At 62.6% G+C, this 12623-nt stretch carries 11 protein-coding genes; 6 read left to right on the forward strand and 5 right to left on the reverse strand.

Annotated elements, in window-relative coordinates; all coding sequences use genetic code 11:
• The first annotated feature begins 29 nt into the window (after nucleotides 1-29).
• Nucleotides 30-233, forward strand: a complete 204-nt coding sequence (locus tag BLO50_RS17010; RefSeq protein ID WP_090255100.1) for a hypothetical protein — start codon at nucleotides 30-32, stop codon at nucleotides 231-233.
• Here BLO50_RS17010 and BLO50_RS17015 read toward each other — a convergent pair.
• On the reverse strand, nucleotides 230-1144 hold the full coding sequence (locus BLO50_RS17015; RefSeq protein WP_090255101.1) for a LysR family transcriptional regulator: 915 nt from the start codon (nucleotides 1142-1144) through the stop codon (nucleotides 230-232). The two genes, BLO50_RS17010 and BLO50_RS17015, sit on opposite strands and share 4 nt — an antisense overlap.
• Before the next feature lie 113 nt (nucleotides 1145-1257).
• On the opposite strand from BLO50_RS17015, the gene BLO50_RS17020 reads away from it, so the two are divergent.
• Together BLO50_RS17020 and speB are read left to right on the forward strand one after the other, a co-directional pair.
• Nucleotides 1258-2337 carry a polyamine ABC transporter substrate-binding protein gene (locus BLO50_RS17020; protein ID WP_090255103.1) on the forward strand — a complete coding sequence of 360 codons (1080 nt, stop codon included), beginning with the start codon at nucleotides 1258-1260 and terminating at the stop codon, nucleotides 2335-2337.
• Nucleotides 2338-2347: 10 nt separating this feature from the next.
• Nucleotides 2348-3319, forward strand: a complete 972-nt coding sequence (speB, locus tag BLO50_RS17025) for an agmatinase (RefSeq protein WP_090255105.1) — start codon at nucleotides 2348-2350, stop codon at nucleotides 3317-3319.
• Between the two features lie 146 nt (nucleotides 3320-3465).
• Here the strand turns inward: speB and BLO50_RS17030 are convergent, their stop codons facing one another.
• The 4 genes from BLO50_RS17030 to tyrS form a co-directional block, all read right to left on the reverse strand.
• Complete coding sequence (locus tag BLO50_RS17030) at nucleotides 3466-5025, reverse strand: acyl CoA:acetate/3-ketoacid CoA transferase (RefSeq protein ID WP_090255107.1); 1560 nt, start codon at nucleotides 5023-5025, stop codon at nucleotides 3466-3468.
• A gap of 74 nt (nucleotides 5026-5099) precedes the next feature.
• Nucleotides 5100-6485 (reverse strand): GntP family permease, encoded by a 1386-nt coding sequence (locus tag BLO50_RS17035; protein WP_090255109.1) that lies wholly within the window; start codon nucleotides 6483-6485, stop codon nucleotides 5100-5102.
• Between the two features lie 422 nt (nucleotides 6486-6907).
• Entirely contained in the window at nucleotides 6908-8368 is a 1461-nt protein-coding gene (locus BLO50_RS17040) for a sigma-54 interaction domain-containing protein (protein WP_090255111.1), read from the reverse strand.
• Nucleotides 8369-8497: 129 nt separating this feature from the next.
• The gene (tyrS, locus tag BLO50_RS17045) at nucleotides 8498-9739 is read right to left on the reverse strand and encodes a tyrosine--tRNA ligase (RefSeq protein WP_090255113.1); all 1242 of its coding nucleotides are present in this window, start codon (nucleotides 9737-9739) and stop codon (nucleotides 8498-8500) included.
• Between the two features lie 295 nt (nucleotides 9740-10034).
• Between tyrS and BLO50_RS17050 the strand changes: the two genes are divergently transcribed.
• The 3 genes from BLO50_RS17050 (at nucleotide 10035) to BLO50_RS22095 (ending at nucleotide 12618) form a co-directional block, all read left to right on the forward strand.
• Complete coding sequence (locus BLO50_RS17050) at nucleotides 10035-11114, forward strand: GGDEF domain-containing protein (protein WP_090255115.1); 1080 nt, start codon at nucleotides 10035-10037, stop codon at nucleotides 11112-11114.
• 135 nt (nucleotides 11115-11249) lie between these two features.
• Nucleotides 11250-12011 carry a hypothetical protein gene (locus BLO50_RS22090; RefSeq protein ID WP_244152904.1) on the forward strand — a complete coding sequence of 254 codons (762 nt, stop codon included), beginning with the start codon at nucleotides 11250-11252 and terminating at the stop codon, nucleotides 12009-12011.
• Nucleotides 11899-12618 carry a putative bifunctional diguanylate cyclase/phosphodiesterase gene (locus BLO50_RS22095; RefSeq protein ID WP_244152908.1) on the forward strand — a complete coding sequence of 240 codons (720 nt, stop codon included), beginning with the start codon at nucleotides 11899-11901 and terminating at the stop codon, nucleotides 12616-12618. Before BLO50_RS22090 ends, BLO50_RS22095 begins: the two co-directional genes overlap by 113 nt.
• Nucleotides 12619-12623 lie beyond the last annotated feature (5 nt).

The following is a 12623-nucleotide window of genomic DNA, read 5'->3' on the forward strand; positions in this document are numbered from 1 at the left end:
ACGCCGGGTTGTCCGGCAAGGAGCCTGTCATGCACCTGCTTCCCCTGACCCACGATCTCTTTGACCCACAGCTGCAACTGGAGGCCGAGCCGCTATCGGCTGATGCATCGCCCTGGCCGTGCCTCGGCGTGCCGAGCATCCACCACGATATCAGCCAGACGATTGCTGCGATTGACCGCTTGAGTACGCAGTTGCAACAGGCGTCTGCACGTGAGCACGCGCCTAGGCATTAAGGGCAGGCGGGTGGGCTGACGCCGAAAGCCCGCAGCAGGTCCTCGACAAACGCTCGCTGCGCATCGCCGGGGTGCTGGCCGCGGTGGCTGGTCAGGTGAAACTGCACATCAAAACCGAGGCTGTCAGCTTCGATTGCCCTCAGGCGCCCACGGACCTGCCAAGGCTCGGCAATATGTTCGGGCAGGTAGCCGATATGCCGCCCGGAGAGGATAAACGCCAGGGCACCATCAACCTGCTCGGTTTGCGCCGAGCTGGTGCTGCTCTGTAACGGTTCGTGCACCTGCACAAAGCGATAAGGGTGCTGGACCCGATCAGCCTGCTGCAGGTCTTCCAGGCGAATCTGCGGGCGATTGAACAGTGTGTGGCCGGCAGCGCAGAACAGCACCTGGCGCTCACGAAACAGCGGCTGATAATCGAGCGCGGTCTGGTTACCAGAGAAATAGCCAATCGCCACGTGTAGCTGGCCCTGCAGCAGGCGGCGTTCCAGCTCGGCCGGCATGGCGGTGAGCAGCTCGATCTGCACCGCCTGGTTACGCCCGCGAAAGTTGCCAATGGCCTCGGCCACTTGCTCCAGCACACTGGCTGCCAGCCCTTCCGACAGGCCGATGCGCAGCTCGCCCAAGAGCTTGTCGGCCATGCCTTGGGCTTCACCCTTGAAAGTGTCGATGGCGCTGAACAGTTTGCGCGTGGCGCTGAGCACCTGTTCGCCCTTGGGCGTCAGGCGAAAGCCGCCCTTGCCGCGCTCGCAGAGGCGAAAGCCTAAGCGGGTTTCCAGCTTGGCCATCTGCGTGCTGATGGTCGATTGACCAATCCCCAGTTCGCCTTGGGCGGCACTGAAACCGCCGCACTCCACCACGGTGACGAACAGGCGCAGCAACTGCAGGTCGAGGTCGCGTAACTGGCTGAGCATGACGGCACCTAACATTGATAAATGTCGATGCCAGAGTAGAACACTTCATATTTAAGCTAAGCAAACCGGCAGGCAAGCTGTGCCCAGCTCATCCCTTTACCGAGGTCATTTCCATGCGTCAGGCCCTTGTTCCGCTGCTGCTGTGTTGCGCCTTCGCCGCTCAGGCCGAAGAGAAAGCCCTGAACCTGTACAGCTGGTCCGCCTACCTGCCGGAGCAAGCCCTGCAGCGCTTTAAGGATGAAACCGGGATCACGGTCAAATACGACATCTTCGACAGTGCCGAAGCCCTGGACAGCAAACTGCTGACTGGCGGCAGCGGTTATGACGTGGTTTTCCCGGCCTCCAGCGGCCTGGCGCGGGCGATTCAGGCCAAAGCTGTGCAACCGCTGGACCGCACGCAACTGCCGCACCTGGAGAACCTCGATCCGGCGCTGCTGAGCAAGCTCGCCAGTGCCGACCCCGGCAACCAGTTCGGCCTGCCGTACACCTGGGGCACGGTTGGTGTGGGCTTTAACCGCCAGGCGTTGGAGCAGCGCTTGCCCGGCGTGCCGCTGAACAGCCTGGATCTGCTGTTCAAGCCCGAGTACGCCAGTAAGCTCAAGGATTGCGGCATCGCGGTGATCGACTCGCCGCAGGAAGTGATCAGCATTGCCCTCAATTACCTCGGCAAAGACCCTTACAGCAGCGAGCGCGCCGATCTCGATGCAGTGGTGCAGCTGCTCACCCAACTGCAACCGAACCTGCGTTACGTCGGCGCCGGCCGGCATATCAATGACCTGGCCAAGGGCGAAATTTGCCTGGCGCTGACCTACAACGGCGACGCCTACATGGCCGCAGCCAACGCCGCTGAGGCCAAGCAGCCGTTCGAGGTGCAGTACCGCATCCCGCGTGAAGGTACGCTTCTGTGGTTCGACACCATGGCCATTCCGGCCGATGCGCCGCACCCCAAGGCCGCCCACGCCTTTATCGATTACATGCTGCGCCCTGAGGCCATCGCCGAGCTGACCAACAACGTGTTTTTCGCCAATGCCAACCAGGCCGCCACGGCGCTGGTCGACCCGGCGATCAGCGGCGATGCCGATATCTACCCCGGTGAAGCGGTGCGTGCGCGGCTGTTTGCCGAGCAATTGATGCCGCTGCGCCAACAGCGTGAGCGCACGCGTATCTGGACCACTTTCCGCAGTCAGTATTGAGGACAAGGCAATGGAAGCATTCAACGGTAACGACCTGGCCTTCACCCGCGACAGCCTCTACGGCACTTTCTCCGAGCCGACCTATGCGGGCGTCACCAGTTTTATGCGCCGGCGTTATAGCCGTGACCTAGCAGGCGTGGATCTGGTGGTCAGCGGCGTGCCGTTCGACACCGCCACCACCAACCGCCCCGGCACCCGCTTCGGCCCGCGGGCGATTCGCGCGGCGTCGATCACCAGCGCCTGGGAACGGCATTATCCGTGGGAGTTCGACCCCTTCGACCACCTGGCGGTAATCGACTACGGCGACTGCAATTTCGATCACGCCCTGCCGCACAAAATTCCGGCCGCCATCGAGGCGCACGCCGAGCATATCGTTCAGGCCGGTTGCGCCATGCTCACCCTGGGCGGCGACCACTTCATCAGCTACCCGCTGCTCAAGGCTCATGCGCGTAAACACGGCGCGCTGTCATTGGTGCACTTCGATGCGCACAGCGACACCTGGCCGGATCTCGACGGCAGCGAGCAAGGCGTCAGCCACGGCACCATGTTCTATCACGCCGCTCGCGAAGGGCTGGTCGATCCATCGCGTTCGGTGCAGATCGGCCTGCGTACCACCAATGACGATGTGATGGGCTTTCAGGTGCTGGATGCACGCCAGGTGCACCGCAGCACGCCGGAGCAGATTGCCGCGCAGATCCGCGCGCGGGTCGGTGATAACCCGGTGTACCTGACCTTTGATATCGACTGCCTCGACCCGGCCTTTGCCCCCGGCACCGGCACGCCGGTGTGCGGCGGCCTGAGTACCCATCAGGCGCTGGAAATTCTCCGTGCCCTGCGTGGGATCAATCTGGTTGGCATGGATGTGGTGGAAGTGTCGCCGCCTTACGATCACGCTGAAGTCACCGCTCTGGCCGGTGCCACCGTGGCGATGGAGTTGGTGTGCCTGTATGCGGCGCGGCATAAGTTGGGTGAGCGAGCGTAGGGTGGATAGCGCGGTTTATTTCCACCCTTGGTATTCGTCTCTGCCACCCACGGTGGACCGGTGAGGCGTGGTCCACACCTAAGATGTACAGCAAAATCCGGGCAAAAAAAACGGGCCCAGCGGGCCCGTAAACTCACACTCAAATGTTAATCAGCGTTCAGTTGCTCGCTCAGGCCGATCGGCGACGGCAGAAACAGCCGTGCATCCATCAGTTGCGGCGTGCGCACGATGGGGGTGAAGTCCATGCGGTCGAGGATGTCGCGCTGGATATCCACCCCCGGCGCCACTTCGATCAGCTCCAGGCCGTCCAGGGTCAGGCGGAACACGCAGCGTTCGGTGACATACAGCACCGGCTGGCCGCGCTCGGCAGCCTGGTGGCCGGCGAAGGTGCGGTGCTCGACTTCGGCGACGAACTTGCACAGCTCGCCATCCTTGATGATGCGCAGTTGGCCATCCTCGATGCGGATATCCTGCGGCCCTGCGCTGAAGGTACCGAGGAACACCACTTGCTTGGCGTTTTGGCTGATATTTATGAAACCGCCCGCTCCGGCCAGGCGTGAGCCGAACTTGGACACGTTGAGGTTGCCGGCCGCATCGGCCTGAGCCAGGCCGAGAAAGGCGATATCCAGACCGCCGCCGTCGTAGAAGTCGAACTGGTAGGGCTGGTCGAGCAGCGAGCTGTGGTTGCTCGCCGCGCCAAAATCCAGCCCCGAGGCGGGGATGCCGCCGATAACGCCGGGTTCGGCGGTCAGGGTCAGGCGCTCGATCACGCCTTCCTCGGCCGCTACCCCGGCCACACCTTCGGGCATGCCGATGCCCAGGTTGACCACTGCACCGGCTTTCAGCTCCAGTGCCGCGCGGCGGGCGATCAGTTTGCGCACATCCAGCGGCATGGCTTTCAGGCTGTCCATCGGCACGCGGGTTTCGCCGGCGAAGGCCGGGTTGTAGGCGGTGGCAAAGGTTTGCTGATGATTGGCCGGCTCGGCCAGCACCACGCAGTCGACCAGAATCCCGGGGATCTTCACCTCGCGGGCATTTAGCGAACCGCGTTCGACGATGCGTTCGACCTGTGCAATCACCAACCCGCCCGAGTTGCGTGCGGCCATGGCGATGGCCAGGCTCTCGATGGTCAGCGCTTCACGTTCAAAGCTCAGGTTACCGTCGGGGTCGGCGCTGGTGGCGCGCACCACCGCCACGTGAATGGGGAATGTCGGGTAGAACAGGTAGTCCTCGCCGTCGATGGGCATTAGCCGCACCAGCTCGGTGGTGGTGCGCGCATTGAGCTTGCCACCACCGTGGCGCGGGTCGACGTAAGTGCCCAAACCGACCCGCGACAGCTGCCCCGGCTTGCCGGCGGCGATGTCGCGAAACAGCTGGGAGATCACCCCCTGCGGCAGGTTGTAGGCCTCGATGCGGTTCTCCACCGCCAGCTTCTGCAGCCCCGGTACCAGGCCCCAGTGGCCGCCGATCACCCGGCGTACCAGGCCTTCATGTGCCAAGTGGTTAAGGCCGCGGCCCTTGCCATCGCCTTGGCCGGCGGCATACACCAGGGTCAGGTCGCGCGGTGCCTGTTCAGCGAGAAAGCGCTGCTCCAGGGCGATGGCGATTTCCTCGGCGAAACCGATGCCGACGAAGCCGCCCGTGGCCAGGTTGGCGTTGTCCGGGATGCTCGCCACCGCAGCGGCGGCGGTCATGATCTTGCTCATAGCGGGTACTCGAAAGCGATTAAACAACATTGAGTAGGGGCGGCATGGCGCACAGGGGCGCCATGCCAGGCCCGTCAGAAACTACCGAACAGCGTGCCCAGGGTGATGACGACCACCAGCGCCACCATCGGGAACGCCACGGTGTTAACGAAGATAAATTTGTACGACTCACGGTGCGTCAGCTTGCAGATCGCCAGCAGTGAGATCACCGCGCCGTTGTGCGGCAGGGTGTCCATGCAGCCAGAGGCCATGGCCGCGACGCGGTGCAGCAGCTCTGGGCTGATGCCGGCGGCGTTGGCCATGGTCAGGTACTGCTCGCCGAGGGTTTTCAGCGCAATCGACATACCGCCAGACGCCGAACCGGTGATGCCGGCGAGGATATTCACCGCCACCGCTTCGGAGATCAGCGGGTTATCGGAGACGCCGAGCACCAGGTCGCGAATGATCACAAAGCCCGCCAGCGAGGCGATCACCGTGCCATAACCCACTTCAGCTGCGGTGTTGAGGATGGGCAGCATGGAGCCGAAGGCGCCGTCGTTGACGCTCTTCTTCAGGTCCATCCAGCGCTGCCAGTGCATGGCGATTAACAACAGGATGGCCGCGCTCAGGGCGACGATGATCGCCCAGATGCCGATCAGCGATTTGGCGTCTTGCAGGCCGCCGAATTCCGGCTTGGCCAGGTAGCTGGTATCGATGCTCGGCAGAATCTGCTTGGCCATCAGGAAGTTCAACACGATCACCACGAAGATCGGCAGCAGCGCCAGCCAGAAACCCGGGATCGCCCGGTTGTCCTCGGCGACCGGGTCATCACGGTGCGCGCCATAGCCTTCGCCCGCCGCCATCAGCTTGCGCGACTGTGCGGTAAGCCACCAGGTGCCGAGGCCGAACATGATCAGCCCGGCGATCACCCCCAGGCCCGGCGCGGCGAAGGCGTCGGTACCGAAAAACGGGTTGGGGATGGCGTTCTGAATCGCCGGGGTGCCGGGCAGCGCGGTCATGGTGAAGGTGAACGAGCCGAGGGCGATGGCGCCGGGGATCAGGCGCTTGGGAATGCCCGCTTCACGGAACAACGCCGCGCCAATCGGGTACACCGCAAAGGCCACCACGAACAGCGACACGCCGCCGTAAGTGAGGATGCCGCATGCCAGCACGATGGCCAGGATCGCCCGCTCGCTGCCGACTTTCGCGACGATGCCCTGGGCGATGGCGCGGGCCGATCCCGAGTCGTCCATCAACTTGCCGAACAGCGCGCCCAGCAGAAACAGCGGAAAGAACTGAATCACGTAGCCACCCATGGCCTTCATAAACACTTGCGTGTAGGTGGGCAGCAGCAGGTGGATGTCACCGGCAAACAGCAAGGCCAGCAACGCGAGCAGAGGGGCGAGGATCAGCACGTTGATGCCGCGATAGGCGAGGTACATCAACAATGCGAGGGAAATCAGAATACCGAGGGTACCCATGGCTGGTTCCTTTTGTTGTTGTTTTAAGCACCGCTCTATGGCGACGCTGATGAGCTTGCTCGTTAAGCCAGGCAGCGAGACAAAACGTTGGGCAGACTAGAGCGAAAGCTGTGCCAGACGGGGCTACGACTTTGGTCTAGGTGGCTGAAAGGCTTGTGCTTGATGGGTTGCGTCGGGCTTAGGCGGTTTGGCGTGGTTGCCGGGGGAGAACGATGTGTCTTTATTTTTGGAATCAGTCCAAATTTTTGGATTGCTCGATGGGCTTAAAGTCCAAAATTATGGACTTTCGCTTTTTTAGGCGCGGGGGACGCCTAGTTCCTTGCCCGCGATCTTTGGCATGTTCAGAAACATCGCGGCCAAGGGTTAGGCACCCCACCGTTCCTACAGTGAATTGCGTCCGCTTTGGGAGCCGCGCGACTGGCTTAGTCGTGCTTACCCAGCCCATGCAGCGCCAGCTTGGCATACAGCCCTGCGCGGGAAATTCCAAGGCGTTGCGCAGCCTGTTGGCGGTTGCCGGCTGTGGCCTGAAGGGCGTCGATCAGCGCCTGGCGTTCGGCCTGTGCCAGTTGCTCCGCCAATGTTTGCGACACGCTGGTCGCTGGCTGCGGTGCAGGGGTGTGCGCCGAGGGCGTCACCGGATCAACCAGCAGCGCCCGCGCAGCCGACGCATTCAGGCGCCCATCGACATCCAATTGCGCGCGCTCCAGCAGGTTGCGCAGCTCGCGCACATTGCCGCGCCAGGGTTGCGCGCTCAGCAGGGCGAGGGCGTCGTCGCTGACTTCCAGCGGGGCCTGAGTGGAGCGGTTGGCGATATCGTCGAGCAGGTGTTCCAGCAGCGCCGGAATATCTTCGCGGCGCTCACGCAGCGGCGGTACACGCAGGGTCAGCACGTTTAGGCGGTAGTAGAGGTCGTCGCGGAACTGCCCGGCGGCGACTTTGGCCTCTAGATCAATGTGCGTGGCAGCGATCACTCGCACATTCAACGGTTTGACCTGATTGGAGCCCAGCGGCTCAACCTCCTGCTCCTGCAATACGCGCAGCAGCTTGGCTTGCAGCGGCAGCGGTAGATCGCCGATTTCATCGAGAAACAGCGTGCCGCCGTTGGCCACCTCGAACTTGCCGATACGCGCCTTGCGATCTGCGCCGGTAAAGGCGCCGGGCGCGGTGCCGAACAGCTCGGCCTCGACCAGGGTTTCCGGAATGGCCGCGACGTTGACCGCGACAAACGGCCCGTTGGCCCGTGGCGACAGGTTGTGGATGCCTTGGGCCAGCAGCTCCTTGCCGGTGCCGGTTTCGCCGCGCAGCAGCACCGTGGCGTCCAGTTGTGCGGCGCGGCGGGCTTGGCGTTTGACTTCGCTGGCCGCCGTGCTGGCGCCGATAAATCCAGCAATGGTGTAACGCGCGCGGCGCGCCTTGGCCAATTCGTGCTGGGTGGCGACCAGCTGGCTCTGCAGGGTATTGAATTTGGCCATCAACGGCTTGAGGTGACGGGCGCGGTCGAACAGCACAAAGCCCAGCGCGCCGACCAGGGTGCCGTCCTCATCGCGCAACGGAATACGGGTGACCACAAAGTGTTCGCTGCCGAAGGCCATCAGGTCGAGCATACTCGGCTGGCCGCTTTCCACCACTTCGCGCAAGCGGCTGGCTGGCAGCACGTCTTCGATCTCTTTGCCGAGCACGCTGCGCGGGTCGCTAATGCCAACCTTTTCGGCGTACTTGTCGTTGATCCAGACAATCCGCGCCTGGCGGTTGACCGCGATGGTGCCCTCGCATTGCGCGTTCAGGTGGTCGAACAACAGCGGCATGGCCACGGCGCGGAAGCGCTCGGGCGAAACACCAATGATCAGGCCGTGTTGGTCGAGGTCGTCGCGGGCAATGGCCATGGGCGCAGTACATCCAGAATCAGGTGCGGCCGATTATGGGTGGCGCTGCGCGCAGGGGGCAACCGGAGGCGCTATGTACGTCGCCGGTAAGTGTCGAGTGCCATGTGCACGATCAGCCGCAGCTCTGCGTCACCGCGCCTGCAGCAGGTAATGACGCTTCTTGCCCAGGCTTAGCCGGCGGCCCAGCTGCCAGGCTTGCAACGGCTGGTCCGGGTTGCTCTGGCGTTCGCCATTCAACAGCAGACCGCCGCCGCTCGCCAGGCGGCGTACTGCGCTGCGTGAGGGCTGCAAGTTATGGCGCAGCAGCAGGTCGGTGAGGCTGAGACCGCCGGCCAGATCCTCCGCGCTAACGCTTAGCTGCGGTAGTTCGGTATCCGTTTCCTGCGCCGTGAACAGCGCCAGGGCGGTGGCTGCGGCGTCGCGTGCGGCCTGCTCACCATGGGCTAGGGCAGTGGTGGCGTTGGCCAGGATGATTTTCGCCTGGTTCAGCTCGGCGCCTTCGAGAGCGCTCAAGCGCGCTACCTCATCCAGCGGTAGTTCACTGAACAGGGCGAGAAAGCGCCCCACGTCAGCGTCATCGCAATTGCGCCAGAACTGCCAGAAGTCATACGGCGAGAGCTTGTCGCCATTCAGCCACACCGCGCCGCTGGCGGATTTGCCCATCTTGCGCCCGTCACGGGTGGTCAGCAGCGGCATGGTCAGGCCGAACAGCGGCTGGCTGCCCTGGCGCCGGCCCAGTTCCACGCCATTGATGATATTGGCCCACTGGTCGGCACCACCCAGTTGCAGGGTGCAATTGTGCCGGCGCGCCAGCTCAGTGAAGTCGTGGGCCTGCAGCAGGGTGTAGCCAAACTCCTGAAAGCTCAGCGAATGTTCACGCTCCAGGCGGTTGCGCACGGCGTCGAAGGTCAGCAGGCGGTTGATGGAAAAGTGCCGGCCGACCTGGTCGAGAAACTGCAGGTAGCCGATACCGTCCAGCCAGTCGGCGTTGTCCACCACCAGGCCGTCGCCGGGGCCATCGCCCAGCTGGATGTAGCGGGCAAAGCAGCCGGTAATCCCGGCGATGTTGTGCAGAATCTGCGCTTCCGTCAGCACCGGCCGGCTGCTGTCGCGAAAGCTTGGGTCGCCGATGCGTGTGGTGGCGCCGCCGATCAGCAGGATCGGTTTGTGCCCGGCGTGTTGCAGGTGGCGCATCAGCATCAAGGCTTGCAAATGGCCGACGTGCAGGCTGTCCGCCGTGGCATCGAAACCGAGGTAAAAGGTGATCGGGCCCTGGCTGAGCGCCAGGCGCAGGCCATCGAGGTCGGTGCTTTGGTGGATAAAACCACGGGCAGCGAGCTGGTCGAGTAGATCAAAGGTGTTACTGGGCATAAGTGTCTCCTGGTTAAGGCAAAGGCCTGAGGAGACTGGAGTGGGGGTGTGCTATCCGGGCCGCCTCAGGCGGTTCGGACATGCAACAACGCATCTACCGCCTGGTGAGAGGGGGCAGGGCGTAATAAAACGCGGAAATTGGGCAAATGTGCGTGTGCATGGGGCGGCACTTTAAGGGCTTTGGCGGGCAAGTCAACCGCCCGTGATCGGCGGTTCGCACGTTGCCTATCTGGTCAAGGCCCTGGCAGTTGAGGCACAGTGAGCCATCAAACCGCCACCCATGCAGCGCCGGGCCATGTTTTTTCGACCGCGAACCAAACCGGGCAGTGACAGCAACGCCGCCGTCGACGACTTGCAGGACGTTGGTCAGCGTTCGTTGATCCGTATGATCTTTGCCAGTACCGGGCTGACCCTCGGAGTGTTCTGCGCGCTGCAATTTATGGCCGGTAACTACCTGTTCGCCAGTTTCGAGTTGGTTGCCACCGCAACGTTACTGTGGGGCGCCTGGCGGATTGTCCGGGTGCGCAACCTATTGCCCTGGATCTACCTTTACCTGGTGCCGACCTTCAGCTTTCTGCTGTACATCATCGTTATCCCCAACGCCTCGAAAACCGCCTTTGTCTGGGTCTACAGCATTCCTGTGCTGTCCTACCTGCTGCTCGGGCTCAAGCGCGGCAGCTTGCTGTCACTGCCTTTTGTGATCGGCGCTTGCCTGCTGTACCTGTACACCTACCCGGTTCAGCGCGATGCCGAAAGCCTGATCGACCTGGGTAACGCCGTGTTTTGCGGTGTGATGATTCTGGTCTTCGTCTACCTCTACGAAGCCCGGCGCGCCACTGCCTACCAAAAGTTGCAGCATATGGCGCGCACCGATGCGCTGACTGGTGTGGCCAGCCGTGGCAGCTTCCAACAAAGCCTGGAGCAGAGCATCCGCGAGGCGAAACGCAGCCAGGCCAAGCTGGTGCTGGTGGTATTGGATATCGACTATTTCAAGGCGGTGAATGACCAGTACGGCCACGATGCTGGCGATCAAGCGCTGCGGCACATCTGCAACAGCCTCAGCCATCGGCTGCGGTCCACCGATACGCTGGGTCGCCTGGGGGGTGAAGAGTTTGGCCTGCTGCTGCGCAACACCGATGGCCGCGGCGCCGAACCCTTGGTGGAAAACCTGCGTGCGCAACTGTGTAGCCAACCGATGCGTTATGGCAGCCAGGACATTCCCTTGTCCGCCACCTTCGGCCTTGCCGAGTGGCCCGCCGATGGCAGTAGCGCCGAGCAGCTTTACCGCTGCGCCGACCAGCGCCTGTATCGCGGTAAAGAGCAGGGCCGTAACTGCGTGGTTGGTCGGCACAGTGCCGAGCATGTCGGCGAGTAACGTCGCTGCATGGTAATCGGTCATAGCGCCTCTGTTACGCCGTCTACACTCAGATCGGCCCATCGATTAATCGCTGCGTCGGCATGCCCGCGGGCGACTTCCTTGGCGAAGTAACGGGTCAAACAGGGACTTTTAATGACCGTTCTGTCTGCCTTTCTCAAGCAGGTGATCAAACTCTGGTACTCCCCCGATCTAGCCCTGATTGGGCAGCGCCGCGAGCGCCGTATGCGCATGCGGGCCAGCCTGGTCTTGCTGCTGGTGGGCAGCTTCTGGGGCATCTTCTTCAGCCTGCGTGGGCAGTGGGGGGTTGCCTTGATGGACCTGGCGATGATCCTTTGCGGCATCGGTGTGTTCACCCTGACGCTGCGCAACCAGGTGCGCCAGGCCAATATGTTGCTGTTCGGCGTGATCATTTTGGTGATCGTTGGCACCACCCTGTTGATGGACCCGCACACCGCCGCCGCGCCGCGCGCCACGCATCTGTACCTGCTGCCGATTGCCGTCGCTGCGCTGATGGCTTTTCGCGATGAGCCGATCTGGTTGCGCTATGGCGTTGCCTTGCTCTGCCTGAGTTTGTTTACCGCCCTGGCCTCTTCATCCTGGAGCCCGACAACGGCTTATCACCTTCCGGATGAGGTACGGATCAGCGGCTCCTGGGTGCAGGGCATTGCCGCCATGCTGATGCTGTTTGTGCTGTTGCACATTCTGCAAAGCGATACCGTTGAACGCTCGATGCTCGATGCTCGACAGCGACCTCGACGTAGCACTGCGCGAGCAGCAGTTTGTGCTGCACTACCAGCCTCAGCTCGACAGCACTGGCAAGGTCATTGGCGCCGAAGTGTTGATCCGCTGGCAACACCCCGTGCGCGGCTTGCTCGGTCCCGGCGAGTTTATTGACCATGCAGAAAAGACCGGGATGATCATCCCCATCGGCCAATGGGTGCTGGAGCAGGCTGTTCGCCAGCTGCGCTGTTGGAAGGACGACCCACGCTACGCCGACATCGGTTTGGCGGTGAATATCAGCCAGAAGCAGTTTCGCCAAAGCAATTTTGTGGCGGACATACTGCGGCTGATCGACGAGCACGCCATCGACGCCCGCCGCCTCGACTTGGAACTGACCGAAACCCTGATCGTGCAAGACATCGACGACCTGCTGCGGAAGATGAACGCCCTGGTCGAGCGCGGCGTGCGCTTCTCCCTGGACGACTTCGGCACCGGCTTCTCGTCCCTCAGTCACCTCAAACGCTTGCCCCTCAACACCCTGAAAATCGACCGCTCATTCGTCTGCGACCTGCTCACCGACACCAGCAGCCAAACCATCGTGCGCACCGTTATCGCCCTGGCACAAAGCATGGGCATGAACGTGATTGCCGAAGGTGTAGAAACCGACGCGCAGCAGCAGGTTTTGCTCAGTAACGGCTGCATGCAGTTTCAGGGCTACCTGTTCAGCAAGCCGCTGCCCTTGCAAGCGTTTACTGCGTTTGTGGAGAGGCAAAATGGTTGAAGAGT

Source organism: Pseudomonas peli (assembly GCF_900099645.1).
GTDB lineage: Bacteria > Pseudomonadota > Gammaproteobacteria > Pseudomonadales > Pseudomonadaceae > Aquipseudomonas > Aquipseudomonas peli.

What these genes read in the sequence shown, in the direction of transcription:
- BLO50_RS17010 (WP_090255100.1), top strand. Translation starts at nt 30, where the DNA reads ATGCACCTGCTTCCCCTGACCCACGATCTCTTTGACCCACAGCTGCAA.
- BLO50_RS17015 (WP_090255101.1), bottom strand. Translation starts at nt 1,144, where the DNA reads ATGCTCAGCCAGTTACGCGACCTCGACCTGCAGTTGCTGCGCCTGTTC.
- BLO50_RS17020 (WP_090255103.1), top strand. Translation starts at nt 1,258, where the DNA reads ATGCGTCAGGCCCTTGTTCCGCTGCTGCTGTGTTGCGCCTTCGCCGCT.
- speB (WP_090255105.1), top strand. Translation starts at nt 2,348, where the DNA reads ATGGAAGCATTCAACGGTAACGACCTGGCCTTCACCCGCGACAGCCTC.
- BLO50_RS17030 (WP_090255107.1), bottom strand. Translation starts at nt 5,025, where the DNA reads ATGAGCAAGATCATGACCGCCGCCGCTGCGGTGGCGAGCATCCCGGAC.
- BLO50_RS17035 (WP_090255109.1), bottom strand. Translation starts at nt 6,485, where the DNA reads ATGGGTACCCTCGGTATTCTGATTTCCCTCGCATTGTTGATGTACCTC.
- BLO50_RS17040 (WP_090255111.1), bottom strand. Translation starts at nt 8,368, where the DNA reads ATGGCCATTGCCCGCGACGACCTCGACCAACACGGCCTGATCATTGGT.
- tyrS (WP_090255113.1), bottom strand. Translation starts at nt 9,739, where the DNA reads ATGCCCAGTAACACCTTTGATCTACTCGACCAGCTCGCTGCCCGTGGT.
- BLO50_RS17050 (WP_090255115.1), top strand. Translation starts at nt 10,035, where the DNA reads ATGTTTTTTCGACCGCGAACCAAACCGGGCAGTGACAGCAACGCCGCC.
- BLO50_RS22090 (WP_244152904.1), top strand. Translation starts at nt 11,250, where the DNA reads ATGACCGTTCTGTCTGCCTTTCTCAAGCAGGTGATCAAACTCTGGTAC.